We start from the raw sequence: 24,221 nt of genomic DNA, 5'->3' as shown, positions 1-24,221 counted from the left end.
ATTATTCCGGTTAAACCATTCATTGTTTAACGATGATATTTTCCTGCGATGGATCAACGTGTTGCATCTGCAGTTTTTCTGTCGCGATACGTTCAACCCGGCTGTGATCGCCGAGGGCGTTCTCTTCTAAAATCAGGTTGCGCCACTCGATATCCAGCGCATCGCGCTCCAGCACCAGCTGTTCGCGCTCGGCGGTCAGCAGGCGGGTGCGGTGCGCGGTGGTCACCACGAAAACCGCGGAGACCAGTGACGCAATCAGTAAAATCAGGGGGATCTTGGCATTGCGCAGCAGATCGCCGCCAATCACCCCGACCAGGCCGTGACGTTCGTTGCCGATCACGCGGGCATCCTCTCAGCAATACGCAGCACCGAGCTGCGCGCACGCGGGTTGTCCGCCACTTCCGCTTCCGACGGCATCATTTTGCCCAGCGCTTTCAGCGTTCGCCCGCCCATGCTGCGCAGTTGCTCTTCGGTCAACGGAATGCCCGCCGGCACCTGGGCGCCGCGGCTGTGGTGACGCATAAAGCGTTTGACGATGCGGTCTTCCAGCGAGTGGAAGCTGATGATCGACAAACGGCCCCGTGGGGCCAGCACTTCCAGCGCGCCGTCGAGCGCACGCTCGATCTCTTCCAGCTCGCTGTTGATATAGATGCGGATCGCCTGGAAGCTGCGCGTCGCCGGATGCTTGTGCTTTTCACGGAACGGGCTGGCATCGGCAATCAGATCCGCCAACGCTTTGGTGCGCGTCATCGGCTCCACGCGGTTTCTTTCCACGATGGCGCGCGCGATGCGCTTGGCGAAACGCTCTTCGCCAAAGGTTTTCAGCACCCAGGCGATGTCGTCCGCTTCGGCCTTCATCAGCCACTCTGCGGCGGACAGGCCGGTGGAGGGATCCATGCGCATGTCCAGCGGGCCATCGCGCATAAAGGAAAACCCGCGCTCTGCGTCGTCAAGCTGCGGCGAAGAAACGCCCAGATCGAGCAGAACGCCGTCGATCTTGCCCACCAATTCACGTTCCCGCACGTAGTGCGACAACTCGGAGAATGGGCCGTGTACGATGGTAAAACGAGGATCTTCAATAGATTTGGCGGCTGCAATCGCCTGAGGGTCACGGTCAATCGCCAGCAAGCGTCCTTCCGGCCCCAGTTGGGACAGAATCAGACGAGAATGGCCACCGCGACCAAAAGTACCGTCGATATATATGCCGTTGCTGCGGATGTTGAGGCCGTTGACGGCTTCGTCCAGCAGGACGGTGGTGTGTTTATAGTTTTCCAACATGCTTATAGCGACAAGTCCTGTAGCCGCTCAGACAACGGTTCCTGAGTCGACTGTTCAGCGTCAATATCATCCTTGACTTGTTGATACCAGGTCTGTTCATCCCACAGTTCAAACTTGTTGAACTGACCGACCAGCATCACTTCTTTCGTGAGCCCGGCGTGTTGCCGCAGCGTATTGGCGAGCAGCAAACGACCGGCACTATCCATCTGACACTCACTGGCATGCCCCAGCAACAGGCGCTGAACGCGGCGCTCGGCGGGATTCATGCTCGACAGACGTGATAATTTTTGTTCAATAATTTCCCATTCGGGCAAAGGATAAAGCAGCAGGCAGGGCTGATGGAGGTCAATGGTACAGACCATTTGGCCTTGCGATTCCTCGTTGAGCAATTCCCGATATCGGGTAGGTACGGCGAGCCGCCCTTTGCTGTCGAGGTTGACCATCGTCGCTCCACGGAACATTCCTGAGCTACCCCTTAGTGACCGTTTTCACCACTTTACCCCACAAATTCCCACACAATGGAGTTTACGGAGGGTATGAAAACCTTGTCAAGCCAGAGCGCCAGCGCTTTGGCAATATTTCTCTGGTCATTTTGGGAGCTAACTCGCGAAAGAAACTCTGATTATTCGACGATTAAAAATTAACACCATGATAAACGGAGAGAATTTTCTAAGCGGAAAGAATCTGATTAAAAACCTGACGAACTGGCGATTAATTAACTCATTACTTCCTTCTGCAAGCCATGTCTCATTTTTCAGCTCGGCAATCTCAGTGCGGTAACCGCTGGCGAGCCGCGCCCGCCAAGGCTCGGCGCCTGGCGAATCGATCGCGGAATAAGGCCATAACTCCTTGAGTTAATAACGCTCAATCGTTATTCACCGTAAAACCGGTCGCTATTTTACTTCAATTTGCACTGCCGTGATGAGGCCGCGAAAAAAATAAATGGCTCGGATATTACGAGCAGAAGTAATTTCGATTTAAATCAATTTGGTAAGATTATTCCCAAAATACCTGTTTACAATTATGGTTTCATTTTCTTACACCTTTATTTCCACAATTTCTGCCGGAAAAAATCCTCACTTGAAGCAAAAAAATCGCAACCACATGTTTTTAATGAGTTTATTTTAAAATGCCGATTTTAATCCCTCTACCCTCACCTCTTCCCCAGTTCCGCGGGACAAAAACCGAACAAATGTTAAAAATAAAAATATAAACCTAGTTAAAAAACATAATGCAGATTAGTACACTATAAAAAACGCAAAAACCCAGACTTAACATCCAAGAATTAATAATTTAACAGCAGGTTAACCAAAGGGGATGACACATGCTTTCGCCCGCCGCTCACTGGCGTAGCGCCGCTGCCGATACGTTCGCACTGGTGGTGTACTGCTTTATCGCCGGCATGGCGATAGAAGTGTTGATCTCCGGCATGAGCTTTCAGCAATCCCTCTCTTCGCGCCTGCTGTCGATTCCGGTCAACATCCTGATCGCCTGGCCCTACGGCCGCTATCGCGATCTGTTTATTCGCACGGCGCGCCGCTGCCCGCGCGGCCAGTTCGTGCTGCGCAACCTCGCCGACCTGCTGGCCTACGTCAGCTTCCAGTCGCCGGTTTATGCCGCCATTCTGTGGAGCGTAGGCGCCGACGGCCCACAAATGCTGGCGGCGGTGACCAGCAATGCGCTGGTCTCCATGGCGATGGGCGTGGTGTATGGTTATTTCCTGGAATATTGCCGGCGGCTGTTCCGGGTGGCGGGCTACGTCTAAACCAGGAGCCCGACAACGCGGGCTCCCGTAGAGCGAACTACTTGCGGCTCAGGCTGCCGCGGCGGAACAGATTGCGGCGAATACGCGTCAAACCCGGCTTGGGTTTACGCGGTTCGTCCAGGCTGGCCAACACCAGCTCGAGCACGCGTTCGGCCACGTCGCGATGGCGCTGCGCCACCGCGAGCACCGGGCACTCGAGGAAATCCAACAGTTCATGGTCGCCGAAGGTGGCAATTGCCAGATCGGTCGGCAAACGGCCGCGTTGCTTCAGCGTCACGTCCATCACGCCCTGCAACAGCGAGAACGAAGTGGTGAACAGCGCCTGCGGCATCGGGTGCGTTTTCAGCCATTCGGCGAACAGCGCGCCGGCGGCTTCACGTTCATAGCTGTTGGCGTACAGGTAATCGACATGGCGGGGATCCTCTTGCCAGGCCTGACGGAAGCCCTGCTCGCGCAGGAAGCTCACCGAAAGCTCCGGCAAGGCGCCCAGATACAGCACCGATTCCGCCGGGAAGGTGCGCAGCTCCTGCGCCAGCGCAAAGGCGTCTTCCTGATCGGCCCCGACGACGCTGATGAAATGCTCGCGATCCAGCGCGCGGTCCAGCGCGATGATCGGCAGCGGATCGTTGGCCCAGCGTTGATAGAAAGGATGCTCCGGCGGCAAGGCGGTGGAGACGATGATGGCGTCCACCTGGCGCTGCAGCAGGTGCTCGATACAGCGCATTTCGTTGTCCGGCTGATCTTCGGAACAGGCGATCAGCAATTGGTAACCACGCTGGCGCGCCTGGCGTTCCAGGTAGTTGGCGATGCGGGTATAGCTGGTATTTTCCAGATCCGGGATCACCAGACCGATAGAACGGGTACGCCCGGCGCGCAGCCCCGCCGCGACGGCATTCGGGTGATAGTTATGCTCCCTGACCACGGCCATCACTTTCTCGACGGTTTTATCGCTGACACGATACTGCTTCGCCTTGCCGTTGATGACGTAACTGGCCGTCGTGCGCGAAACGCCCGCGAGACGCGCGATTTCATCCAGTTTCACATGAACCCCTTAATGACGCTGAAAATAGAAGTGAAGGCTGTGCTCGGATTAACCATGACATCCCGTGCGGTTATTCAATCCAGCCTCTGCGATCTAACAGCAGAAAACACTGCCTAGCAACCGCTTTTGCCGAAAGGTGCCAGCAATCGGGCAAAAAATACCGAAAAACAAAGGGCGCAGCCACGCCGCGCCCCCGATTATTCGCCGCCAGACCGCGCTCAGCGCATGATTTTGTCGCCGCGCGACACGCCGACCACCCCGGAACGGGCCACTTCCACGATCTCCGCCACTTCACGCACCGCGCTCAGGAAAGCGTCGAGCTTGTCGCTGGTGCCGGCCAGCTGTACCGTGTACAGCGTCGCCGTCACATCCACGATCTGGCCGCGGAAAATGTCGGCGCAGCGCTTCACCTCTTCACGGCCGTAGCCGCTGGCCTGCAGCTTCACCAGCATGATCTCGCGCTCGACGTGGGCGCCCTGCACCAGCTCGCTGACGCGCAGCACGTCCACCAGCTTGTGCAGCTGTTTCTCAATCTGCTCCAACACTTTCTCGTCGCCGACGGTCTGGATAGTCATGCGCGACAGCGTCGGATCGTCGGTCGGCGCTACCGTCAGGCTCTCGATGTTATAACCGCGCTGGGAGAACAGCCCGACCACGCGCGACAAAGCGCCGGATTCGTTTTCCAGCAAGACAGATAAAATACGGCGCATGATCAGGTCCTCTCCGTTTTGCTAAGCCACATTTCGTCCATGCTTCCGCCGCGGATCTGCATCGGGTAAACATGTTCGGTTTCATCGACGGTCACGTCGACGAACACCAGCCGCTCTTTTTCCGCCAGCGCCAGCGCCAGCTTGCTCTCCAGCTCATCCGGCGTGCGGATGGCGATGCCGACATGGCCGTAAGCCTCGGCCAGCTTGACGAAGTCCGGCAGCGAATCCATGTAGGACTGCGAGTGACGGCCGGAATAAATCATGTCCTGCCACTGCTTTACCATGCCCAGATAGCGGTTGTTGAGGTTCACCACCACCACCGGCAGGTTATATTGCAGCGCGGTGGACAGCTCCTGAATATTCATCTGAATGCTGCCGTCGCCGGTCACGCACACCACGGTTTCCTCCGGCAGCGCCAGCTTGACGCCCAGTGCCGCCGGCAGGCCGAAGCCCATGGTGCCGAGGCCGCCGGAGTTGATCCAGCGGCGCGGTTTATCGAACGGATAATAGAGCGCGGCGAACATTTGGTGCTGGCCGACGTCCGAGGTGACATACGCATCGCCTTTGGTCAGGCGGTGCAAGGTTTCGATCACCGCCTGCGGTTTGATGGTGCCGCTGTGCTTGTCGTAACCCAGGCAGTCGCGGGCACGCCACTGCTCGATAGACTGCCACCAGTCGCGCAGCGCATCGTGATCCTGCGCTTTCTCGTCCTGTGCCAACAGCTCCAGCATCTGCACCAACACCTGTTTGGCATCGCCGACGATCGGAATATCGGCGTCCACCGTTTTGGAGATCGAGGTCGGATCGATATCGATGTGCAGCACGGTGGCGTCCGGGCAGTATTTGGCCAGATTGTTGGTGGTGCGATCGTCGAAACGCACGCCGACGGCGAAGATCACGTCGGCGTGATGCATGGTTTTGTTGGCTTCATAGGTGCCGTGCATGCCGAGCATGCCGACGCTCTGGCGATGGGTGCCAGGGAAAGCGCCCAACCCCATCAGGCTGCTGGTCACCGGCAGGTTCAGCTGTTCCGCCAACGCCAACAGTTCGGCTTCGCAACTGGCGTTGATCGCGCCGCCGCCGACGTACATCACCGGCTTTTTGGCCGCCAGAATGGTTTGCAGCGCGCGTTTTATCTGCCCGCGGTGCCCCTGCACCGTCGGATTGTAAGAACGCATGCTCACGTCCTGCGGATAGGCATAAGGCATCCGCACCGCCGGGCCAACGATATCTTTCGGCAGATCGATCACCACCGGGCCGGGGCGGCCGCTGGAAGCCAGGAAGAACGCCTTCTTCAACACCGCCGGGATGTCTTCGGTGCGTTTTACCAGGAAGCTGTGCTTCACCACCGGGCGCGAAATCCCCACCATATCGCACTCCTGGAAGGCGTCGTAGCCGATCAGCGAGCTGGGCACCTGCCCCGACAGCACCACCATCGGGATCGAGTCCATATAGGCGGTGGCGATACCGGTAATGGCGTTGGTGGCGCCGGGGCCAGAGGTCACCAGCACCACGCCCACTTCACCGGTGGCGCGCGCGTAGCCGTCTGCCATGTGCACCGCCCCCTGCTCGTGGCGCACCAGAATATGATCGATCCCTCCAACCGTATGCAGGGCGTCGTAGATATCGAGCACCGCCCCGCCGGGGTAGCCGAATACATGCTTAACGCCCTGATCGATCAACGATCGGACGACCATCTCGGCTCCTGACAACATCTCCATGGGTTTGCCTCCAGGCTTGCTTATTCTTCTCTGGCGCTGGAACGTAGCGCCTGCTGCGGGGCAATGCCCCAAAGTTTTTATGGGTTGTCGCTATCGAATTAACATAACGTCAGAATTTGGGGCAGGCAAACGACAAAATGGCTTAGCGGAGGCATGGTTATTGCCAAGCGGCTGGATATCACGGCTTTATAAAAACAATGCGCTAGCCGCAGGGTTGTCAGGCTAGGCATTGTTTCGAACAGAGGGAAAATTACAGAACTAAATCAGGTGAAGGATATGCCGATTTTTTCGCCGGGCACATGGCCCGGCGGCGGCGTCAGGCCTGTTCCTGGTACATTGAATCGATTTCGCGCTGATAGCGCTGCAGGATCACTTTGCGGCGCAGCTTCAGCGTTGGCGTGAGCTCTCCCAGCTCCATAGAAAAGGCCGCCGGCAGCAGGGTGAACTTCTTCACCTGTTCGAAGCGCGCCAGCTCCTTTTGCATCTCGCGCAGACGCTTTTCGAACATCTCGAGGATTTCGCCGTTGCGCAGCAGTTCCAGGCGATCCTGGTATTTCAGGTTGACGGACTTCGCATACTCTTCCAGCGACTCAAAGCACGGCACGATCAGCGCGGAAACGAACTTGCGCGCATCGGCGATGATCGCCACCTGCTCGATAAAGCGATCCTGCGCCAGCGTGCCTTCCAGCATCTGCGGCGCGATGTATTTGCCGCCGGAGGTTTTCATCAAATCCTTCAGCCGTTCGGTGATGAACAGGTTGCCCTCTTCATCGATCGCCCCGGCGTCGCCGGTTTTCAGCCAGCCGTCCTCGGTAAAGGTCGCGGCGGTTTCCAACGGTTTGTTGAAATAGCCGCGCATCACGATCGGCCCGCGCACCTGGATTTCATTTTCCTCGCCAATGCGCACCTCGACCTCAGGCAGCGGTTTGCCGATAGAGCCGAAGCGGAAATGCCCCTCTTCCCAGCAGGAGACGGTGGCGCAGGTTTCGGTCATGCCGTAACCGTACTTGATGTTGACGCCCATCGCCTGGAAAAACAGGATCACATTGTCGTCCAGCTTGGCGCCCGCCGCCGGCAAAAAGCGCACCCGGCCGCCGAGGATACCGCGCAGCTTGCTCAACACCAGCTTGTCGGCCCAGCGGTGGGTGAAGTCGAACACTTTACCCAACGGTTTGCCGGCCCGCTCCTGCAGGAATTTGCGCTCGCCGCAGACGATCGCCCAGTGGAACAACGCACGGCGCAGCCAAGGGGCGCGCGCCACTTTTTCATGCACCGCGCTGAAAATCTTCTCGTAGAAACGCGGCACCGCACACATCAGCGTCGGGCGGATCTGCCCCATCGCTTCCCGCACCCAGTCGGTATTCGGCAGGAAGACGTTCTGCGCGCCGGAATGCATCACAAAGAAGCTCCAGGCCCGCTCGAACACGTGCGACAGCGGCAGGAAGCTGAGCGACACATCCTCTTCGCCGACCGTCAGCCTTTCATCATGCAGGTAGAGCTGCGCCGCCAGGTTGCGGTAGTCCAGCATCACCCCTTTCGGCTCGCCGGTAGTACCCGAGGTATAAATCAGGGTGAAGAGATCCTGCAGGTCGCACTCTTCAATACGCTGCCGACGTTGAGCGGCAAAAGCCGCCGGATCGGCAGCGCGCTCGAAGGCGCTCAGATGCTGTGCGATCTCGCAGCCGCGCAGATCGGCCCCCTCGTCGAAGACGATAATGTGCCGCAGCTGTGGGCAGACGCCGCGCAGCGCGATGGCGGCGTCAAGCTGCGCCTGCTCACCGACGAACAGTATGCGGATGTCGGCGTCGTTGGTGACAAACGCCGCCTGCGCCGGCGTATTGGTGGAATAGAGCGGTACGCTGACGCCACGCAGGTGCAGGATCGCGAGATCGGTCAACGACCAGGCCATCGTGTTATTGGCGAAAATACCGATGCGTTCTTGCACTTCGACGCCCAGCCCCAGCAGCCCGGCGGCGATGCGATCGATGCGGGCGGCGGCCGCTCCCCAGGTCAGTTGCAACTCGCCGTTGGGCGACCATTGGCGAAAAGCTGTGCGATCGGCTCGGTGGGTGATTTGATGCTGTATACGATGGATCAGATGGTATTGCAGCAGATTAGTGATCATAGTGCTCTAAGCCTGAAATGAATCATACAGTTAAGCCTGAACGACGCCTTGCGGCCCTCATCTCAGCTTACAGGTGTTTACTTTTTTCCGCGCAGTCTACCTACTCTCAGGCAGGGGGAAAAGCGATTTCAGCGTAGAAGTGTGAGCCAAAACTCAAGCCGGCTTTCGTGCTTTCATCAGTTGGACAGAACGGGAAGGAAAAGGTTTGCCGGCGGCAATAAAACGCGGCCCATCCGGGCCGCTGCATCGAGTTAGTTTAAAATACTAGCCGGAAAGTAAAAATCAGAATATTAATTTATATTAATTATTTTTGCTGAACGAACAAACCCACTATGAAAATAAGTTATTTTATCGCCGTAAAACCAAGAAACATCTTAATAAAAACACAGATAGTTCTTAGTTTTTATCATGAGAAAAAAACGCTCAGTTGAATATTATCTTTATATGGCTCCCATTTTTTATCGATTTACTTTGGGTTACCTGCCTCAATCAGGACGGATTTCATCCACTGGTGCCCTTTATCCCGCTCGGAGGATTCATGCCAGGAAAGATAGCAGGTTGCTTTATTGTGATTGGCGCACAAAGGAACCGCCTTTATTTTCAACGCCTCCGTCTGTTGTCTCACCAGCCAGGCTGGTGCAATCGCCACCATCTCCGTTTGCGACACCATATTCAACACGCTGTAGAGATCCGTGCACTGCTGCGTCACGGCGCGCAGCATCGGTTCCTCTAAATAAAAAGGCTTACTGAACGATCCAAAACTTTCCAGGGATACCGCCGCGTGCTGTTCGGCCAGCATTTGCTCCGGCGTCGCCTCCTCGCCCATTCTCGGGTGCGCCTGCGCGGCCGCCAGCACTAATTCGTCGTCGAACATCGCCAAACTGCGAAACTCTGCCGATTCGAAACGGCTGTAGCCGATGACAAACTCGACGTCCTGATAACGCAATTGATGTTCGATATTATTGTTGATGTATGACTTTATTTGCAGATTAAGCTGCGGCGCGATCTGTTTGACGTGATTGATTATCCCGGCGCCCAGGCGCAAGTCGAGCGGACTGCACAGCGACAAGGAAAACGCTCGCGTGCTGGTCAGCGGCTCGAACTCGGCGCCCGGCAATTCATTCTGCACCAGCTGCAACGCTTGCCGCACCGGGCCAAACAGCTGCCTGGCTCGCATGGTGGGCTGGATCCCGCGCCCGCAGCGCACGAACAGTTCGTCGTTGAACATCACCTTCAGGCGCGCTACCGCGTTGCTCACCGCCGGCTGCGACATCCCTAGCGAATTAGCGGCTCGCGTAATATTTTGCATTTGCATCACGGCGTCAAACACCGTCAGCAAATTAAGATCGACGCTGCGCAAATGAATGTCCGCCGGCTCTTTGACCATAGTGATTTCTGAATCATATTCAGCCATATTTCACTCCACTAAATCCTGTGTAGATAATCTAATCCTTATGCTCGACAAACAATGAAACGCCGCATTGTCATATCTTTGCACGACAAATCCTGCCATTACCGTCATCAACCGATAAAAAACCTCGTGTTATCGACACGATATAAGTCGTATATGGAATACATGTCAGTAGTTTCTCCCGTCAGCGGGAAGAATGCCACCTGGGTAGTACTAATAATTAGGTATCAACAATGATTAATACAACTAAACAACATAGCTGCACTGTATGAGACAAACTATAAAAACACATCATAAGCAATCAAACCATCTAAAAACACCGCTCACTTTGTGTAAAATTACATTATTTTGTTATATTATGACTAAAATAATCAATTAATCATATGAATTCAATTTAAATCATTTGTATAAAAAATGTTATTTTGTTGCCCCCCGTGATTAATCCCTCTTATTTTTTCATCGCAAATCTTAACGCAACGAAATCCAGAAGCAATTAGCGCAGTATATATTCGATTCGTTTATGCTAAGCAGCGCGCAAACTGGCCCCATTTTTTCTCTAAGGCGTCGCTTTTTTGCCGAATGATCCTCTGTTTGGCCAATGGGCTGGTGCATTGTCCCCGCATTCAATCAGGTGTTGACATCGCCAGGCCAATCACGTATCAAATTAGGCAGACACCCAATTTAAGAGAAGCTGAACCCTTATGATCCGTACTCATCGTCTACTAGGCCTACTACTCAACGCATCTTGTTTGCGCGGTATGCCTGTGGACGAAGTTCGGAGCTGACTCAGCCGATCACCCATAAGAAACCCGCGCTACTGCGCGGGTTTTTTTTTGCCCGCTTAGCGTGAAATCAACACGATAAGGAATGCACCGATGAGCCAACAAGTCATTATTTTCGATACCACGCTGCGTGATGGCGAACAGGCGTTGCAGGCCAGCCTGAGCGTAAAAGAGAAGATTCAGATTGCGCTGGCGCTGGAAAGAATGGGCGTCGACGTGATGGAGGTCGGTTTCCCGGTCTCTTCGCCGGGCGACTTCGAGTCGGTGCAAACCATCGCGCGCCAGATCAAGAACAGCCGCGTCTGCGGCCTGGCCCGCTGTGTGGACAAAGACATCGACGTGGCCGCCGAAGCGTTGCGCGTCGCCGAAGCATTCCGCATCCACGTATTCCTGGCCACCTCAACCCTGCACATCGAATCGAAACTGAAGCGCTCGTTCGACGAAGTGTTGGAGATGGCGGTGCGCTCGGTCAAACGCGCCCGCAACTACACCGACGACGTAGAGTTCTCCTGTGAAGACGCCGGCCGCACGCCGATCGACAATCTGTGCCGCGTGGTCGAAGCCGCCATCAACGCCGGCGCCACCACCATCAATATTCCGGACACCGTCGGTTACACCACGCCGAACCAGTTCGGCGGCATCATCACCACCTTGTATGACCGCGTGCCGAACATCGACAAAGCCATCATTTCCGTGCACTGCCACGACGATTTGGGCATGGCGGTCGGCAACTCCATCGCCGCGGTTCAGGCCGGCGCCCGTCAGGTGGAAGGCACCCTGAACGGCATCGGTGAGCGCGCCGGCAACTGTTCGCTGGAAGAGGTGATCATGGCGATTAAAGTGCGCCAGGACATCATGAACGTGCACACCAACATCAATCATCAGGAAATCTTCCGCACCAGCCAGATCGTCAGCCAGCTGTGCAACATGCCGATCCCGGCCAACAAGGCGATCGTCGGCTCCAACGCCTTCGCCCACTCCTCCGGCATTCACCAGGACGGCGTGCTGAAGAACCGCGAAAACTACGAAATCATGACCCCGCAGTCGATCGGCCTGAAGGACGTGCAGTTGAACCTGACCTCCCGCTCCGGCCGGGCGGCGGTGAAACACCGCATGGAAGAGATGGGCTACCAGGAGCAGGACTATAACCTGGATACCCTGTACGCCGCCTTCCTGAAGCTGGCCGACAAGAAGGGCCAGGTGTTCGACTATGACCTGGAGGCGCTGGCCTTCATCAACAAACAGCAGGAAGAGCCGGAGCACTTCAGCCTGGGCTACTTCAGCGTGCAGTCCGGCAGCAGCATCATGGCCACCGCCTCGGTGAAACTGATCTGCGGCGGCGAAGAGAAAGCCGAAGCCGCCACCGGCAACGGCCCGGTCGATGCGGTTTATCAGGCAATCAATCGCATCACCGACTACCCGATCGAGCTGGTGAAGTACCAGTTGACCGCCAAGGGCCATGGCCGCGACGCGCTGGGCCAGGTGGATATCGTGGTCTCTTACAACGGCCGCCGCTTCCACGGCGTGGGTCTGGCGACCGACATCGTCGAATCTTCCGCCAAGGCGATGGTGCACGTGTTGAACAATATTTGGCGCTCACAGCAGGTAGAAAAAGAAAAGCAGCGCCTGCAGCAAAACAAACATCAAAATAATCAGGAAACGGTGTGAACATGACGAAGACTTATCACATTGCCGTCTTGCCCGGAGACGGCATCGGCCCGGAAGTAATGGCTCAGGCGCGCAAAGTGTTGGACGCGGTGCGTCAACGCTTTGACATTCGCATCACCACTGCCGAATACGACGTCGGCGGCATCGCCATCGATCGCCACGGCAGCCCGCTGCCGCCGGCGACCGTCGCCGGCTGCGAGCAGGCCGACGCCATCCTGTTCGGATCGGTAGGCGGCCCGAAATGGGAACACCTGCCGCCGGCCGAGCAGCCGGAACGCGGCGCGCTGTTGCCGCTGCGCAAGCACTTCAAACTGTTCAGCAACCTGCGCCCGGCGCGCCTGTATCAAGGGCTGGAGGCATTCTGCCCGCTGCGCGCCGACATCGCCGCCCGCGGCTTCGACATTCTGTGCGTGCGCGAACTGACCGGCGGCATCTACTTCGGCCAGCCGAAGGGCCGCGAAGGCCAGGGCATGCAGGAGCGCGCTTTCGATACCGAGGTGTATCACCGTTTCGAGATTGAACGCATCGCGCGCATCGCCTTCGAATCCGCCCGCAAGCGCCGCCACAAGGTGACGTCGATCGACAAGGCCAACGTGCTGCAAAGCTCCATCCTGTGGCGTGAAGTGGTCAATCAGGTCGCCAAGGATTACCCGGACGTGTCGCTGTCGCACATGTATATCGACAACGCTACCATGCAGCTGATCAAGGATCCGTCCCAGTTCGACGTCTTGCTGTGCTCCAACCTGTTCGGCGACATTCTGTCCGACGAATGCGCGATGATCACCGGCTCGATGGGCATGTTGCCGTCCGCCAGTCTGAACGAGCAAGGCTTCGGCCTGTACGAACCGGCGGGCGGTTCCGCGCCGGATATTGCCGGCAAAGGCATTGCCAACCCGATTGCGCAGATCCTGTCCGCCACCCTGCTGCTGCGTTACAGCCTGGGCGCCGATGAAGCGGCCGACGCCGTGGAGCGCGCCATCAACCAGGCGTTGGAACAGGGCTACCGCACCGCCGATCTGGCCGGTGACGGCAAAGCCGTCAGCACCGATGAAATGGGCGACATCATCGCTCGCTTTGTAGCTCAGGGGGCATAACATGGCCAAGACCTTATACCAGAAGCTGTACGACGCCCACGTAGTGCACGAAGCGCCGAACGAAACGCCGTTGCTGTATATCGACCGTCACCTGGTGCACGAAGTCACTTCGCCGCAGGCGTTCGACGGCCTGCGCGCCATGGGCCGCAAGGTGCGCCAGCCCGGCAAAACCTTCGCCACCATGGATCACAACGTGTCGACCCAGACCAAAGACATCAACGCCAGCGGCGAGATGGCGCGCATCCAGATGCAGGAGCTGATCAAGAACTGCGCGGAATTCGGCGTTTCGCTGTATGACCTGAACCACCCGTTCCAGGGCATCGTGCACGTGATCGGGCCTGAGCAAGGCATGACGCTGCCGGGCATGACCATCGTCTGCGGCGACTCGCACACCGCCACCCACGGCGCTTTCGGCTCGCTGGCGTTCGGCATCGGCACCTCCGAAGTGGAACACGTGCTGGCGACCCAGACCCTGAAGCAGAGCCGCGCCAAGACCATGAAGATTGAAGTCACCGGCGACGCCGCCGAGGGTATTACCGCCAAAGACATCGTGCTGGCGGTGATCGGCAAAACCGGCAGCGCCGGCGGCACCGGCCACGTGGTGGAGTTCTGCGGCAAGGCGATCGAAGCGTTGAGCATGGAAGGCCGCATGACCCTGTGCAACATGGCGATCGAAATGGGCGCCAAAGCCGGGTTGGTCGCGCCGGACGACACCACCTTCGCCTACCTGAAGGGGCGTCAGTTCGCGCCAACCGGAGAAAACTGGGAGCAGGCGGTCGCCTATTGGCGCACGCTGAAGTCCGATGCCGAAGCCCAATTCGATACCGTGGTGACGCTGCGCGCCGAAGAGATCGCGCCGCAGGTCACCTGGGGCACCAACCCCGGCCAGGTGATCGCCGTCAATCAGGCGATCCCGGCGCCGGAATCGTTCAGCGATCCGGTCGAGCGCGCCTCCGCGGAAAAAGCCTTGGCCTACATGGACTTGAAACCGGGCATCAAATTGACCGACGTGCCGATCGACAAAGTGTTCATCGGCTCCTGCACCAACTCGCGCATCGAAGATCTGCGCGCGGCGGCGGCGATCGCCAAGGGGCGCAAGGTCGCCAGCGGCGTGCAGGCCATCGTGGTGCCGGGCTCCGGCCCGGTGAAGGCCCAGGCGGAAGCCGAAGGGTTGGACAAAATCTTTATCGAAGCCGGTTTCGAATGGCGTTTGCCGGGCTGCTCGATGTGTCTGGCGATGAACAACGATCGCCTGAATCCGGGCGAGCGCTGCGCATCCACCAGCAACCGTAACTTCGAAGGGCGTCAGGGCCGCGGTGGGCGCACCCACCTGGTCAGCCCGGCGATGGCCGCCGCGGCCGCCGTTGCCGGTCACTTCGCCGACATCCGTGATATTCACTAAGGGGCTAACGTGGCTAAATTTACTCAACATACCGGCTTAGTGGTGCCTTTGGATGCGGCCAACGTCGACACCGACGCCATTATTCCCAAGCAGTTTTTACAGAAGGTCACCCGCACCGGCTTCGGCCAGCACCTGTTCAACGACTGGCGCTTCCTCGACGACGCCGGCCAGCAGCCGAACCCGGAATTCGTGCTGAACAAACCGCGCTATAAAGGCGCCAGCATCCTGTTGGCGCGCGAGAACTTCGGCTGCGGCTCCTCGCGCGAACACGCGCCCTGGGCGCTGACCGATTACGGATTCAAAGTGGTGATCGCGCCGAGCTTCGCCGATATCTTTTACGGCAACTCGTTCAACAACCAGCTGTTGCCGGTGACGCTGAGCGAGCAGCAGGTGGATGAGCTGTTCAAGCTGGTGGACGCCAACGAGGGAACGGAGTTCGTGGTGGATCTGGAGAACCAGACGGTCAACGCCGGCGGCAAAAGCTATCCGTTCGAAATCGACAGCTTCCGCCGCCACTGCATGATCAACGGGCTGGACAGCATCGGCCTGACGCTGCAGCACGAAGCGGACATCTCCCGCTACGAAGCGCAGCAGCCGGCGTTTTTGAATTAATCCCCTTCACCCGCCGCCCGGCGGGTGAGTTTTTTTCCTCACCAGTAGCCCAGCAGCTTCCACCATGCTCCGCCGATCACTATCCAGATCAGCAAGTTAACCACGCTCATCACCCATCCCGCTTTCCACCATTCCCCCAGCGTCACGTAGCCGGAGCCGAAGACGATCGGCGCGGTGCCGGTGCCGTAATGCGTCAGCGACATCATCAGCGAGGAAGAGAACGCCAGGATCAGGCCCAGCAGCGCCGGTGGCGCGCCGAGCGCGATGCCGGCGGCGAAGAAAGCGGCGAACATCGCCGTCACGTGCGCGGTGGTGCTGGCGAAGAAATAGTGCGAATACAAATAGATGAGGGTCAGCAAGATCGTGCCGCCCACCCAGCTCATGCCCATATGGTCGATGCCGTTGCCCACGGTTTGCGACAGCCAGCCGATCAGCCCCAGCTTGCCGAGGAAGCTGGCCATCATCACCAGCGCCGAGAACCACACCACGGTGTCCCACGCGCCTTTATGCTTGAGCACATCCTCCCAGCTCAGCACCCCGGTGGCCAGCAGCACCGCCAGGCCGATCAGCGCCGCGGTGGTGGGATTGACCGCCAGCGCCGGGCCGAAGATCATCGCCGGAATGCCGGCCCACAGCACCAGCAACAGCGCGAACACCCCGAGGGTGATTTTCTCCGGCAGCGTTACCGGCCCCAGCGCCTGCAGTTTTTCGCGCGCGAAGCGCGGCGCGTCCGGGGTACTTTTCACCTCCGGCGGATACAGCAGATAGATGACCAGCGGCATCACGATCAGCGAGCACAGCCCCGGCACCAGCGCGGCGACTGCCCACATCGACCAGGACAGCTCGAAGCTGCCGTGTGTGCCTTTGGCGATCAGGCTGACAATCAGCGGGTTAGGCGCGGTAGCGGTGATAAACATCGCCGAGGTGACCGGGTTGATGTTGTAGTTCACCAGCGACAGGTAGCGGCCGATTTTGCCGGAGGTATTGAGCTCGGGTTTGGAGCCGAAGCTGTCGGCGATCGACTTCATGATCGGGTGAATGATACCGCCGCCGCGCGCGGTGTTGCTCGGCGTCACCGGCGCCAGCGTGGTTTCCGCCAGCGTCAGCGCATAGGCGATGCCCAGCGTTTTTTTGCCGAACAGCGAAATAAAGTAATAGCCGATGCGCGCGCCCAGCCCGGTTTTATTCAGGCTGAGGGAGATCATGATCGAAAAGCCGATCAGCCAGATCAGCTGGTTGGAAAAGCCGCTGAGCGCGTCGTCCAGCGCGGCGCCCGGCTTGCCGGGATTGGTGACGCCGGTCACCGCCACCAGGGCGATGGCGATCACCGAGACTGCGCCGATCGGCATCGCCTTGCCGATGATGGCGATGATGGTGCCGATAAACAGCGCCAGCAGCTGCCAGGCATTAGGCGCGACGCCCTCCGGCACGGGAATGAGGAACCAGATAATCAGCGTGGCGGCAAGGGCGCACAGGGAAGGAAGCGGTTTGAGCGGTGTGAGTTTATCCATAACGTTCCCACTGTTCTAAACGACAAGGCGGCATCTCAATAGCGAGATGGGCGTGGGCGCAACGATCGCGCGCCATATGTCTTCAGCTTGGGCGTCCGGTTCAGCCTTCTCAATGACTTGCATCAAGAATGCCGTCGTTTGACCTCACACTTCACGCACTTTGGCGCTCATCCCGAGCGCCGCCAGCGCCAACAGCGCCGCCATCCAATACACCGAGCCATGACCGAAATTCTCCACCAGCGCGCCCTGCAGCACCCCGGCCAGGATCACCCCGGTAGATATGCTGTTGGTGAACAGCGTGGTGGCGGCGCCCGGCCGGCCCGGCATCAAATCCTGAAAATAGAGCATGCCGATACCGGCGACGATGCCGATAAACACCGCGTTGAGCAACTGCAGCGCGATCAGGGCCGGCTTGCTCTCCAACACCGTCAGCCCGAGATAAAACAGCACGCCCGCCGCCACCGCCAGCAGCATCATGTTGCGTTTGCCGAAGCGTTGGACGTAATAACCGGCCAACAGCATCGCCGGGATCTCCAACCCGGCGGCGGTGCCCATCAGCACCCCGGCCAGCCCTTCCGGCAGGCCGAGATCGGCGGTGATATACAGCGGCATATCGATGATGTACAAGGTATTGCAGGTCCACATCAGCATCGAGGCGATGAACAGCAGCCGCACATCGCGATTGCGCCAGGCGCTGGCGGGCGCAATCGGCGCGGAAGCGCCTTCCCGCAACCCTTCGCCATCCGCCGCGCGCGGCACCGAAGGCAGCATGAATCCTACCAGCAGCACGCAGACCGCGAAGGTGGCGGCGGCGATCAGGAACATCACGGTGAACCCGTAGCTGAGCGCCAGCGCAAACGACAGCGGCGGGCCGATCACCCACGCCAGCGAAAGCTGGGCGCGCATCACCGAGCTGAACATCACCACTTCACGCGCCTCGCTGTCGGCGTATTCCCGCGCCAGCGCGAAAATCTGCGGCATGGCGGTGTTGGCAACGGCGGACATCAGCACCCCGGCGGTGATTAGCGTCAGGTAGTCGCGGTTAAAGGCAAACAGCAGACAGTTGCCGACCGCCATCAGGCAGCACAGCAGGATCAGCCTGCGCCGATCGCCGCGGGTATCGGAGCGTTTGGCCAGCAGAAAACTGACGACGATGCCGGCCACCGCGTTGGCGGTGTAAAACAGCCCGACCCACAGCGGCCGCACCTTGACCTCGGTGGTCAGAAACAGGCTGAGCGTCGGCGTCAGCAACGCGCCAGCGATGCCAGAAAGAAAAGCAATCAGCAGGAATGCGGCAAAGATGGGATTGATGCGCTGTGACAACCGGCTCAGGCGTTGCATATCGTCTTCCCTGACCTCAAAGCAGAAAAAAGAACCTTAGGCCACGGCGAGAAAAATGCAAGCGCATTGCCATGACCACGCATAAAAAAACCAGTGGGTCGCCCCACTGGCTGGTGAAACAGCACCATTACTCAGAAATTGGTTGCCGGAGCCCCTACAGGTGCTCGCGATACTGCTTATCGGTCATCTCTTTGATGTCCCATTGCGTCAGGTGCGCCAGCATCGCCAGCCGCGCCTGCTCGGGCACCACGCTCAGCCAGTCTGCGCGCTGGCGGCGCACCGCGCTGAAATAGCGCTGGTAGAACTGTCTGGATAAGAAAGCTTTCATCATTACGCCCTCCCCCTTTCATTGATGAAAATTATCGGCGTAATATAGGGAAAGAAAAATTGACGAGTTGAGGCAGGAGCGTTCCTCTTTTATGTCCACGTCCCGATTGCAGCAGCAGTTCATCCGCCTGTGGCAGCGCTGCCACGGTGAAACCACCGACACCACGCTGCAGGATCTGGCGGAGGTGCTGAGCTGCTCGCGGCGCCACGTGCGCTCCCTGCTGAGCGCCATGCAGCGAGAGGGCTGGCTCACCTGGCAGGCGGAGTCGGGGCGCGGCAAACGTTCGCGGCTAACCTTCCACTACACCGGCCTGGCGCTGCAGCAACAGCGGGCCGAGGAGCTGTTGGAACAGGACCGCATCGATCAGTTGGTGCAGCTGGTGGGCGACAAAAACGTGGTGCGCCAGATGCTGCTGTCGCAGCTGGGGCGCAGTTTCCGCCAGGGGAAACATATCCTGCGGGTGCTCTACTACCGGCAGCTGTACAACCTGCTGCCCGGCTCGGCGCTGCGGCGTTCGGAGACCCATTTGGCGCGCCAGATCTTCAACGGCCTGACGCGCATAAATGAGGAAAACGGGGAACTCGAGTCCGATCTGTCCCACCATTGGCAGGCGCTGACGCCGCTGCACTGGCGGTTTTACCTGCGCCCGGCGATCCATTTTCATCACGGCCGCGAGCTGGAGATGGCGGACGTCATCACTTCCCTCTCGCGTCTGACCTCGCAACCGCTGTTCTCGCATATCGAGAGCGTCACCTCGCCGACGCCGTTCGTGATCGACGTGCAGCTGCGCAGCCCCGACCACTGGCTGCCCTGGCTGCTGGGCAGCGTGCAGGCCATGATCCTGCCGCGCGAATGGCGCGAACTGCCTGATTTCGCCCGCCATCCGGTCGGCACCGGCCCCTACCGCATGGTGCGCAACCATCCCAGCCAGATGAAGATCCACGCCTTCGACGACTATTTCGGCTATCGGGCGCTGATCGACGAGGTGAACATCTGGGTGCTGCCGGAGTTTTCCGAAGAGCTGGTGCACTCCGGCGTACAGCTGCAGGGCGATGAAACCGGCAACAGCGAGCTGGAAAGCCGGCTGGAAGAGGGCTGCTATTTCCTGCTGTTCGATCAGCGCTCCCCGCTGGCCGCCGATCCCGCCATTCGCAGTTGGCTGTGCGAATTGATCAACCCCATTTCGCTGCTGAGCCACGCCGGGCCGCTCTACCAGCGCTATTGGTCGCCGGCGTACGGCCTGCTGCCGCGCTGGCACCACAACCGCACGCTGGCGCAGCAGCCCAAGCCCGCGGGCCTGACCGAACTGACGATGACCCACTTCAATGAGCATTCGGAGTTTCACGCCATTCGCCAGGCGATCGAACCGCTGCTGGCGCAGCACGGCATCCGCCTGATTGTGCAAAGCGTGGATTACGCCACCTGGCACCAGGGCGACGCGCGCAGCGATCTGTGGCTCGGCAGCGCCAACTTCTATCTGCCGCTGGAGTTTTCGCTGTTCGCCACGCTGTACGAACTGCCGCTGGTGCAGCACTGCATGAACGAAGATCTGGCGCAGGACGCGGCGCTGTGGCGCGCCAACCGCTTGCCGCTGGCGGAGTTCTGCCAGCGTCTGGTCAGCAACCACCAGCTGCATCCGCTGTTCCATCACTGGCTGCAGTTGCACGGCCAGCGCAGCATGCGCGGCGTGCGGATGAACACCCTCGGCTGGTTCGACTTCAAGTCCGCCTGGTTTGCCCCGCCGGAGGCATAAGCGCCTTTCGCCCGGGTCGGTTAATCTTTACAATAGCGCCGTCTCAACGGGGTGCGGTAAGTCGGGCCGCATGATAAGCCCGATTTTCCGCTGAGAGCACACCCGTCGAACCTGATCCGGTCAATACCGGCGGAGGGATTTGAGCCCAGCGAACCGGCGACGCCGCCTCGCCCCCTCAGATGCCCTTGCCCCCTTATTTTTCAGGAGTGCAACGTGGTCAAAACATATCTGCCCTGCTTATTGCTGCTGTGCGCCGCGCCGGTGTTCGCCAAGCCGACGCTGACGGTTTACACCTACGATTCCTTCGCCGCCGACTGGGGCCCCGGCCCGGCGGTGAAAAAAGCCTTCGAAGCCGAGTGCGACTGTGAATTGAAGTTCGTCGCGCTGGAAGACGGCGTCTCGCTGCTGAACCGCCTGCGCATGGAAGGCAAGAACAGCGCCGCCGACGTGGTGCTGGGGCTGGACAACAACCTGTTGCAGGCGGCGCAGCAAACCGGCCTGTTCGCGCCGAGCGGCGTCGACACCGCCAAACTGACGGTGCCGGGCGGCTGGCAGGACGCGACCTTCGTGCCTTACGACTACGGTTACTTCGCCTTCGTCTACAACAAAGAAAAGCTGAAGAACCAGCCGAAAAGCCTGCAGGAGCTGGTCAGCAGCGATCGCAACTGGAAAGTGATCTACGAAGATCCGCGTACCAGCACGCCGGGCCTCGGCCTGCTGCTGTGGATGCAAAAAGTGTATGGCGACAAGGCGCCGGCCGCCTGGCAGCAGTTGGCGAAGAAGACCGTCACCGTCACCAAAGGCTGGAGCGAAGCCTACGGCCTGTTCCTGAAAGGCGAAGGCGATCTGGTGCTCAGCTACACCACCTCTCCCGCCTATCACCTGATCGAAGAGAAAAAAGATCTCTACGCCGCCGCCACGTTCAGCGAAGGCCACTACCTGCAGGTGGAAGTGGCGGGCAAGCTGAAGGCCGCCAAACAGCCTGAGCTGGCGGAGCGCTTCATGCAGTTCATGGTGACGCCGGCGTTCCAGAACACCATCCCGACCGGCAACTGGATGTACCCGGTGATCAACACCCCACTGCCCGTCGGCTTTGAGCAGATGAACGTGCCGCAGACCGCACTGCAATACAGCGCCGAAGAGGTGGCCAAACAACGCGGCGGCTGGATCCGGGCATGGCAAACCGCCGTCAGCCGCTGATCCCCCGCTGGCTCTGGCCGGGGCTGCTGGCCGCCGGCGTGATCCTGCTGGTCGCCGCGCTGGCGATGGGCTCGCTGTGGCGTCACGCGCCGGGCAGCGACTGGCGCGGCCTGTGGCAGGACAGCTACCTGTGGCACGTGGTGCGCTTCACCTTTTGGCAGGCGCTGCTGTCGGCGCTGATTTCGGTGCTGCCCGCCGTTCTGCTGGCACGCGCGCTCTATCGCCGCCGTTTCCCCGGCCGGCAGCTGCTGCTGCGGCTGTGCGCCATGACGCTGGTGCTGCCGGTGCTGGTGGCGGTGTTCGGCCTGCTCAGCGTCTATGGGCGTCAGGGCTGGCTGGCAGCGCTGTGCGGCTGGCTGGGCGTCGAGTATGGCTTCTCGCCCTACGGCCTGCAGGGCATTCTGCTGGCGCACCTGTTCTTTAACCTGCCGCTGGCCACCCGCCTGTTGCTGCAGGCGCTGGAGAACATTCCGGTGGAGCAGCGCCAGCTGGCCGCCCAGTTGGGCATGAACGGCTGGCAGCAGTTCCGTTTCGTCGAATGGCCGGCGCTGCGTCGCCAGATCCTGCCGAGCGGCGCGTTGATCTTCATGCTGTGCTTCGCCAGCTTCGCCACCGTGCTGTCGCTGGGCGGCGGGCCGCAGGCCACCACCATCGAACTGGCGATCTACCAGGCGCTGAGTTACGACTACGATCTGGGCCGCGCCGCCATGCTGGCGCTGATCCAGTTAAGCTGTTGTCTGGGGCTGGTGTTGATCAGCCAGCGGCTGAGCCAGGCGCTGCCGGTGGGCCATACCCACGCCCAGCGCTGGCGCAACCCGGAAGACAGCCTGTGGCGGCGCGTCGGCGATTTTCTGCTGATCGCCGCCGCGCTGTTGCTGTTATTGCCGCCTCTGCTGGCGGTGATCGCCGACGGCGCCAATCAGGCTATCGTCAGCGTGCTGCGCCAGCCGGTGCTGTGGCAGGCGCTGTTCACGTCGCTGCGCATCGCCCTCGGCGCCGGGCTGCTGTGCGTGGCGCTCACGATGATGCTGCTGTGGAGCAGCCGCGAGCTGAAGCTGCGGCAGCATCTGCGCGGCGGCCAGGCGCTGGAGCTGAGCGGCATGGTGATCCTGGCGATGCCGGGTATCGTGCTGGCCACCGGCTTCTTCCTGCTGCTGAGCGATACGATCGGGCTGCCGCAGTCGCCCTATGCGCTGGTGATCCTCACCAATGCGCTGATGGCGGTGCCCTATGCGCTGAAGGTGTTGGAGAACCCGATGCGCGACCTCGCCGAACGCTACAACCCACTGTGCCTGTCGCTGGATATCCACGGCTGGCAACGGCTGCGGCTGATCGAACTGCGCGCGCTGCGCCGCCCGCTGGCGCAGGCGCTGGCCTTCGCCTGCGTGCTGTCGATCGGCGATTTCGGCGTAGTCGCCTTGTTTGGCAACGAGCATTTCCGTACCCTGCCTTTTTACCTGTATCAGCAGATTGGCGCCTACCGCAGCAACGACGGGGCGGTGACCGCGCTGCTGTTGCTGCTGTTGTGCTTCCTGTTGTTTACCCTGATCGAACGCTTACCGGGGCGCCATGCTGACGCTTGAAAAACTGACCTATCTGTATGAACACCTGCCGATGCGCTTTGATCTGCGCATCCAGCCGGGCGAGCGCGTCGCGGTGCTCGGCCCCAGCGGCGCCGGTAAAAGCACCCTGCTGAGCCTGATCGCCGGTTTTCTGCCGGCGGCCAGCGGCCGGCTGCTGCTGAACGGCGAAGACCACACCGCCACACCGCCGGCCAAACGGCCGGTGTCGATGCTGTTTCAGGAGAACAACCTGTTCGCGCACCTGACGGTAGCGCAGAACATCGGGCTGGGGTTGGATCCCGGTCTGCGCTTGACTGAGCAGCAGCGCCAACAGCGGGCGCATATCGCTCGTCAGGTCGGCCTGGAAGAGCACCTGGAGCGCCTGCCGTCGCAGCTTTCCGGCGGCCAGCGTCAGCGCGCCGCGCTGGCGCGCTGTTTGATTCGCCAACGGCCGATCCTGCTGCTCGACGAGCCCTTCTCGGCGCTCGATCCGGCGCTGCGCAACGAGATGCTGCAGCTGCTGCAGACGGTGTGCGAACAGCGCAACCTGACGCTGCTGATGGTGTCGCACAACCTCGACGACGCCGCGCGCATCGCCCCGCGCACGCTGCTGGTGGTAGACGGCCGCATCTATTACGACGGCCCGACGCAGGCGCTGCTGGACGGCAGCGCGCCCGAAGCGCGCGTGCTGGGCATTTCGGGTAAAGCGTGATCTGACGCGCGTTTTTTATGCTGCGCCAATAAACCTGTTGTGCGAATTTTGCGCCTGTGTTTTTATAAAAACCTGACTCTTTTTACTGATGATAAGGTTCCCTGTGATCGCATCCTCGCTGACTTCGACCCTACTAGTTACCGCGCTACCAGCCGCGGTGGTCGTCGTGCGTGTGGTGGTGGTCGTCGGCAATGCGCCGTAGGG

The 24,221-nt window shown here is 59.7% G+C and carries 21 protein-coding genes and 1 riboswitch; of the genes, 10 read left to right on the top strand and 11 right to left on the bottom strand.

What is annotated here, in order from left to right; genetic code table 11:
- Positions 1–19: 19 nt before the first annotated feature.
- From ftsL to mraZ, 3 genes are read right to left on the bottom strand one after another with little or no spacing between them, the layout of a single operon-like run.
- Positions 20–340, bottom strand: a complete 321-nt coding sequence (ftsL, locus tag ACF8MC_RS19140; protein WP_012005204.1) for a cell division protein FtsL — start codon at positions 338–340, stop codon at positions 20–22.
- On the bottom strand, positions 337–1,278 hold the full coding sequence (gene rsmH / locus ACF8MC_RS19135; protein WP_033637099.1) for a 16S rRNA (cytosine(1402)-N(4))-methyltransferase RsmH: 942 nt from the start codon (positions 1,276–1,278) through the stop codon (positions 337–339). The genes ftsL and rsmH overlap by 4 nt, the downstream gene beginning before the upstream one ends.
- Positions 1,279–1,280: 2 nt before the next feature.
- Entirely contained in the window at positions 1,281–1,739 is a 459-nt protein-coding gene (mraZ, locus tag ACF8MC_RS19130; protein WP_025159638.1) for a division/cell wall cluster transcriptional repressor MraZ, read from the bottom strand.
- Between the two features lie 863 nt (positions 1,740–2,602).
- Here mraZ and ACF8MC_RS19125 point away from each other — a divergent pair.
- Positions 2,603–3,043, top strand: a complete 441-nt coding sequence (locus ACF8MC_RS19125; RefSeq protein ID WP_033637098.1) for an L-alanine exporter AlaE — start codon at positions 2,603–2,605, stop codon at positions 3,041–3,043.
- 37 nt (positions 3,044–3,080) lie between these two features.
- On the opposite strand, the gene cra is transcribed toward ACF8MC_RS19125, so the two are convergent.
- The 5 genes from cra to leuO form a co-directional block, all read right to left on the bottom strand.
- Positions 3,081–4,085 carry a catabolite repressor/activator gene (gene cra / locus ACF8MC_RS19120; RefSeq protein WP_004932801.1) on the bottom strand — a complete coding sequence of 335 codons (1,005 nt, stop codon included), beginning with the start codon at positions 4,083–4,085 and terminating at the stop codon, positions 3,081–3,083.
- 218 nt (positions 4,086–4,303) lie between these two features.
- On the bottom strand, positions 4,304–4,795 hold the full coding sequence (ilvN, locus tag ACF8MC_RS19115; protein WP_004932806.1) for an acetolactate synthase small subunit: 492 nt from the start codon (positions 4,793–4,795) through the stop codon (positions 4,304–4,306).
- Positions 4,796–4,797: 2 nt separating this feature from the next.
- On the bottom strand, positions 4,798–6,516 hold the full coding sequence (ilvI, locus tag ACF8MC_RS19110) for an acetolactate synthase 3 large subunit (protein ID WP_049213085.1): 1,719 nt from the start codon (positions 6,514–6,516) through the stop codon (positions 4,798–4,800).
- Between the two features lie 316 nt (positions 6,517–6,832).
- A complete protein-coding gene (locus tag ACF8MC_RS19105; RefSeq protein ID WP_060439094.1) occupies positions 6,833–8,641 on the bottom strand; it encodes a long-chain fatty acid--CoA ligase in 1,809 nt (602 codons plus the stop codon).
- 466 nt (positions 8,642–9,107) lie between these two features.
- On the bottom strand, positions 9,108–10,055 hold the full coding sequence (gene leuO, locus ACF8MC_RS19100) for a transcriptional regulator LeuO (RefSeq protein WP_033649194.1): 948 nt from the start codon (positions 10,053–10,055) through the stop codon (positions 9,108–9,110).
- 872 nt (positions 10,056–10,927) lie between these two features.
- Between leuO and leuA the strand changes: the two genes are divergently transcribed.
- From leuA to leuD, 4 genes are read left to right on the top strand one after another with little or no spacing between them, the layout of a single operon-like run.
- Positions 10,928–12,502, top strand: a complete 1,575-nt coding sequence (gene leuA, locus ACF8MC_RS19095) for a 2-isopropylmalate synthase (protein WP_004932820.1) — start codon at positions 10,928–10,930, stop codon at positions 12,500–12,502.
- A 2-nt stretch (positions 12,503–12,504) separates the two neighbouring features.
- Positions 12,505–13,596, top strand: coding sequence for a 3-isopropylmalate dehydrogenase (leuB, locus tag ACF8MC_RS19090; RefSeq protein ID WP_033649192.1), 1,092 nt, complete (start codon positions 12,505–12,507; stop codon positions 13,594–13,596).
- A gap of 1 nt (position 13,597) precedes the next feature.
- Positions 13,598–14,998, top strand: coding sequence for a 3-isopropylmalate dehydratase large subunit (gene leuC, locus ACF8MC_RS19085; RefSeq protein ID WP_033649190.1), 1,401 nt, complete (start codon positions 13,598–13,600; stop codon positions 14,996–14,998).
- Between the two features lie 9 nt (positions 14,999–15,007).
- The gene (gene leuD / locus ACF8MC_RS19080) at positions 15,008–15,610 is read left to right on the top strand and encodes a 3-isopropylmalate dehydratase small subunit (RefSeq protein ID WP_025159634.1); all 603 of its coding nucleotides are present in this window, start codon (positions 15,008–15,010) and stop codon (positions 15,608–15,610) included.
- A gap of 38 nt (positions 15,611–15,648) precedes the next feature.
- On the opposite strand, the gene ACF8MC_RS19075 is transcribed toward leuD, so the two are convergent.
- The 3 genes from ACF8MC_RS19075 to sgrT form a co-directional block, all read right to left on the bottom strand.
- Positions 15,649–17,121 (bottom strand): DASS family sodium-coupled anion symporter, encoded by a 1,473-nt coding sequence (locus ACF8MC_RS19075; protein WP_033649188.1) that lies wholly within the window; start codon positions 17,119–17,121, stop codon positions 15,649–15,651.
- A gap of 144 nt (positions 17,122–17,265) precedes the next feature.
- Complete coding sequence (locus ACF8MC_RS19070) at positions 17,266–18,462, bottom strand: sugar efflux transporter (RefSeq protein ID WP_033652907.1); 1,197 nt, start codon at positions 18,460–18,462, stop codon at positions 17,266–17,268.
- Positions 18,463–18,616: 154 nt separating this feature from the next.
- A complete protein-coding gene (gene sgrT / locus ACF8MC_RS19065; RefSeq protein ID WP_170310358.1) occupies positions 18,617–18,793 on the bottom strand; it encodes a glucose uptake inhibitor SgrT in 177 nt (58 codons plus the stop codon).
- Positions 18,794–18,881: 88 nt separating this feature from the next.
- Here sgrT and sgrR point away from each other — a divergent pair, with 88 nt between their 5' ends.
- The 5 genes from sgrR (at position 18,882) to ivbL (ending at position 24,219) form a co-directional block, all read left to right on the top strand.
- Entirely contained in the window at positions 18,882–20,543 is a 1,662-nt protein-coding gene (sgrR, locus tag ACF8MC_RS19060; RefSeq protein ID WP_047569343.1) for an HTH-type transcriptional regulator SgrR, read from the top strand.
- Between the two features lie 37 nt (positions 20,544–20,580).
- Positions 20,581–20,699: riboswitch (TPP riboswitch) on the top strand.
- 57 nt (positions 20,700–20,756) lie between these two features.
- Positions 20,757–21,743: a thiamine ABC transporter substrate binding subunit gene (thiB, locus tag ACF8MC_RS19055; protein ID WP_164105378.1), complete on the top strand. Its 987-nt coding sequence runs from the start codon at positions 20,757–20,759 to the stop codon at positions 21,741–21,743.
- The gene (gene thiP, locus ACF8MC_RS19050) at positions 21,719–23,326 is read left to right on the top strand and encodes a thiamine/thiamine pyrophosphate ABC transporter permease ThiP (protein WP_047569346.1); all 1,608 of its coding nucleotides are present in this window, start codon (positions 21,719–21,721) and stop codon (positions 23,324–23,326) included. The genes thiB and thiP overlap by 25 nt, the downstream gene beginning before the upstream one ends.
- The gene (gene thiQ, locus ACF8MC_RS19045; protein WP_025301552.1) at positions 23,313–24,017 is read left to right on the top strand and encodes a thiamine ABC transporter ATP-binding protein ThiQ; all 705 of its coding nucleotides are present in this window, start codon (positions 23,313–23,315) and stop codon (positions 24,015–24,017) included. The genes thiP and thiQ overlap by 14 nt, the downstream gene beginning before the upstream one ends.
- 88 nt (positions 24,018–24,105) lie before the next feature.
- Entirely contained in the window at positions 24,106–24,219 is a 114-nt protein-coding gene (gene ivbL, locus ACF8MC_RS19040) for an ilvB operon leader peptide IvbL (protein ID WP_154747116.1), read from the top strand.
- The last annotated feature ends 2 nt before the right edge of the window (positions 24,220–24,221 follow it).

Origin of the sequence: Serratia sp. LACPHL-BACT-2024-00286, assembly GCF_043109535.1 — a bacterium.
GTDB lineage: Bacteria > Pseudomonadota > Gammaproteobacteria > Enterobacterales > Enterobacteriaceae > Serratia > Serratia sarumanii.
Note: the sequence above shows the minus strand (reverse complement) of the source record. Positions and strands in the feature narration are given on the sequence as shown.